The organism is Planctomonas deserti, assembly GCF_003067705.1.
Classification (GTDB): Bacteria; Actinomycetota; Actinomycetes; order Actinomycetales; family Microbacteriaceae; genus Planctomonas; species Planctomonas deserti.
Genome location: NZ_QANL01000032.1, coordinates 1 through 787 on the forward strand (window position 1 = coordinate 1; position 787 = coordinate 787).

Sequence of the window (787 nt, forward strand, 5' to 3'; positions counted from 1 at the left end):
TACAAGCGCATCCTGATTGCCACCGACGGATCCGAGCTGGCCGACAAGGGCCTGGCGAAGGGCTTCGAGCTGGCCAAGGACCTCAATGCAGCGGTCGATATCGTGACCGTTTCCGAGCCGTGGGCCGTCGGCATGTACGACGCCATGGGCTGGAGCGTGGGCTACATGAACAGCCCTGAGTACAAGGCCGACCGCGAGGAAGGCGCGCAGAAAGTGCTGCAGCCGGCGCTGGCCAAGGCCGCCGAGCAGGGCATCACCGCCAATCCGGTGCATGTGCTGGACCGCTATGCGGCCGACGGCATCATCGAGACGGCGGGCGAGCGCAACAGTGACCTGATCGTGATGACCTCGCACGGCCGCCGTGGCGTGACCCGTGTGCTGCTGGGCAGCCAGACCGCTGAAGTGCTGGCACGCAGCACGCTGCCGGTGCTGGTCATCCGCTGATACAAGCGTTCCCGGGGAGGGGACCCGACGCCGGCCGCAGGATGCGCGCCGGCGTCATCTTTTGTAGGGCCGGCAGGGGCCCATCCACGCATGGCGTGGATCTACTGTAGAGCCGAGCCCATGCTCGGCTGCCGTTGGTTTCCTGGCATTTGGCAGCCGAGCATGGGCTCGGCTCTACAGGTCAGGGGAACCGCAGCTCCACCACGCCTTCATGCGGCAGGCTTACCTTCACCGGAACGCTCTGCAGGTCATCTTCGCTGCGGTTGGCGCTTCCGCTGCGCGAGATGCGTGCCAGCACCTCCACTTCGCGATGGGCCGACAGCGGTGCGGTCGGCATCGGGCT

Annotated in this window: 2 protein-coding genes; one reads left to right on the forward strand and one right to left on the reverse strand. The window is 66.6% G+C overall.

The genetic code is table 11. The features are described from left to right. Nucleotides 1–444, forward strand: a 444-nt coding sequence (locus tag DAI20_RS19335; RefSeq protein WP_108252878.1) for a universal stress protein, incomplete at its 5' end; no start/stop codon positions are given. A gap of 181 nt (nucleotides 445–625) precedes the next feature. Here the strand turns inward: DAI20_RS19335 and DAI20_RS19340 are convergent. Then, nucleotides 626–781, reverse strand: coding sequence for a c-type cytochrome biogenesis protein CcmI/CycH (locus DAI20_RS19340; RefSeq protein WP_497802634.1), 156 nt, complete (start codon nucleotides 779–781; stop codon nucleotides 626–628). Between the last annotated feature and the right edge of the window lie 6 nt (nucleotides 782–787).